This is a genomic window from Streptomyces sp. CA2R106, from assembly GCF_037034245.1.
Taxonomy (GTDB): Bacteria; Actinomycetota; Actinomycetes; order Streptomycetales; family Streptomycetaceae; genus Actinacidiphila.
Genome location: NZ_JBAGKC010000101.1, coordinates 1 through 2,942 on the forward strand (window position 1 = coordinate 1; position 2,942 = coordinate 2,942).

2 protein-coding genes are annotated in these 2,942 nt (G+C 71.1%); both read left to right on the plus strand.

From position 1 onward, the window contains the following. Positions 1–1,195 (plus strand): type I polyketide synthase (locus tag WA788_RS35175; protein WP_335984489.1); only part of this gene is annotated, 1,195 nt, incomplete at its 5' end. A 76-nt stretch (positions 1,196–1,271) separates the two neighbouring features. Next, positions 1,272–2,942: type I polyketide synthase (locus tag WA788_RS35180; RefSeq protein WP_335984492.1), on the plus strand; the 1,671-nt coding region annotated here is incomplete at its 3' end.

Below are 2,942 nucleotides of genomic sequence, written 5' to 3' on the forward strand. Positions count from 1 at the left end.
TCGTGGTGGCGGCGCCGAACTCATTGCCGAACTGGCCGAGTTGGGTGCCCGGGCCCGGGTTGCGGCCTGTGATGTCAGTGACCGTGGAGCGTTGGCGGAGCTGCTGGCGGACGTTCCGTTGGCCGGTGTGGTCCACACGGCGGGGGTGGTGGACGACGGGCTGGTCTCGTCGCTGACTGCGGAGCGGTTGGCTCGGGTGCTGGCGCCGAAGGTGGATGCGGCCTGGCATCTGCACGAGCTGACCCGGGACCGTGACCTCTCGGCGTTCGTGGTGTTCTCCTCGCTCGCGGGTGTGCTGGGTAGCCCGGGTCAGGGCAACTACGCGGCGGGCAACGTCTTCCTGGACACGCTCATGCAGCACCGGCGTCACGCCGGTCTTCCCGCGGTGTCGATGGCGTGGGGCCCGTGGTCTCAAGGCGCGGGTCTGACGGGCGAGTTGTCGGAGGCGGACATGCGCCGTATCACCGCCTCCGGGACCCCGCCCTTCACCGTGGACCAGGGCCTGGCGATGTTCGACGCGGCCCTGGCCGGTCCGCAAGCAGCCGTCGCGCTGACCCGGCTGGACATCGGCGCCCTCCGCACCCGCAGCGACCTTCCCCCGCTGTGGCGCACCCTCGCCGGCAAGCGCGGGCGGCCGTCCGCTGCCGACCGCCGACAGGAGGCCGGCACCCTGGCGGACCGCCTTTCGGCGCTGGCCCTTCCCGACCGTACGGAGCACCTCCTCGCGCTGGTACGCGACCACGTGGCCGCGGTGCTCGGATATGCCTCGCGCGAGCAGATCGACACCACCCAGGCTTTCCGGGAACTCGGATTCGATTCCCTCAGCGCTCTGGAACTGCGCAACCGCCTCCAGACGGCGACCGGCCTCGCCATTCCGTCGACCCTGGTGTTCGACTATCCGAATCCGCAGCGCCTCGCCGGCCACCTCGCCGAGCAGTTCGGCGCGGCGCCGGGCGCCGATAACGGCACTGCGGCATCCCTGCTCGCCCAACTCGACCTGATCGGTGGCTCGTTGGCCGCAGCTGAGGTCGCGGCCGAGGAACGCGAGGCCATCGCGCACCGGCTGCGCTCGATCCTCGACTCCTGGCGGGGCGCCGAGGCGGAGGACACGGGCGAGGACGAGGACTGGGAGACCCCCGACGAGGTCTTCCGCTTCATCGACGACGAACTCGGTATTTCCGAAAGCGAAGTATGAGCGTGACCGGCGTCCACGATCGCCTTTGTAGCGCTTCATTCGACACGATCACGGATTCAGAGACAGCGGAGCCCAAATGACTCAGTCCTCGGATAAGATCGTTGAGGCGCTGCGCGCGTCGCTTCTGGAGAACCAGCGACTCCGCAAGGAGCATCAGGACCTGGTCGACGCGGTCGGCGAGCCGCTGGCGATCGTGGGCATGGCCTGCCGCTTCCCCGGCGGCGTCGAGGACCCCGACGGCCTCTGGCGGCTGGTGGCCGACGGCGGCGACGCGGTCGGCGGCTTCCCGACCGACCGCGGCTGGGACACCGAGCTGCTGCACGACATCCCCAACGGCGGCGGCTTCCTGGACGACGCCAGCGGCTTCGACGCCGAGTTCTTCGGCATCTCGCCCCGCGAGGCGCTGGCCACCGACCCCCAGCAGCGGCTGCTGCTCGAAGCGTCCTGGGCCGCCTTGGAGAACGCCGGCCTGGACCCCCGCAAGACCGCGGGCACCCCGACCGGCGTCTTCATCGGCGCCGCGCCCTACGGCTACAGCGACGTCATGAGCGGGTCGTCCGACGACCTCCAGGGCCACATGCTGACGGGCAACGCCCCCGCCGTCGTCTCCGGGCGGGTCGCCTACACCCTCGGCCTCGAAGGTCCCGCGGTCACCGTGGACACAGCGTGCTCGTCGTCGCTGGTGGCGCTCCACCTCGCCGGTCACGCGCTGCGCGCGGGCGAGTGCTCCATGGCCCTCGTAGGCGGTGTCACGGTGATGGCGACCCCGGCCACGTTCGTGGAGTTCAGCCGGCAGGGCGGTTTGTCGTCGGACGGGCGGTGCCGGGCGTTCGCGGACGCGGCGGACGGGACGGGCTGGTCCGAGGGTGTCGGTGTGGTCGTGGTGGAGCGGTTGTCGGATGCGGAGCGGAACGGTCACGAGGTGCTGGCCGTGGTGCGGTCCAGTGCGGTGAACCAGGACGGTGCGTCGAACGGGTTGACGGCGCCGAACGGTCCGTCGCAGCAGCGGGTGATCCGGCAGGCGCTGGCGGCCGCGGAGTTGTCGTCCTCCGACGTGGACGTGGTGGAGGCGCACGGCACCGGTACGACGCTCGGTGACCCGATCGAGGCGCAGGCGTTGCTGGCGACGTACGGGCAGGGGCGGTCGGCGGAGCGGCCTTTGTGGCTGGGGTCGTTGAAGTCGAACATCGGTCATACGCAGGCGGCTGCGGGTGTGGCGGGTGTGATCAAGATGGTGCTGGCGATGCGGCACGGGGTGCTGCCCCGCACCCTGCACGTGGACGAGCCGAGCACCCGGGTGGACTGGAGCACGGGTGAAGTGCGCCTGCTCAAGGAGGCGTTGGCCTGGCCGGAGACTGGGCGGCCCCGGCGTGCCGGTGTGTCCGCGTTCGGGATGTCCGGGACGAACGTGCACGTGATCCTGGAGTCTCCGGCGGCTCCGGCGGAGGTCGCGGTCGAGGCGGAGACGGGTGTGGTCTCTCCGGTGGCGTGGGTGGTGTCGGGTCGTACGGCGGGTGCGGTGCGGGGTCAGGCGGAGCGTCTGCTGTCGGCGGTGGAGTCGGCGGAGTTGGAGCCGGTGGGTGTGGGTGCGGCGTTGTTGTCGCGGTCGTTGTTCGATCACCGTGCGGTGGTGGTGGGTTCGGACCGGGCCGAACTGACGGCTGGGTTGCTGGCGTTGGCGGCGGGCGAGCCGGTGGGGAACGTCGTGCACGGCGTCTCGCGGGGTGCTCAGGCTCGCCGGGTGGTT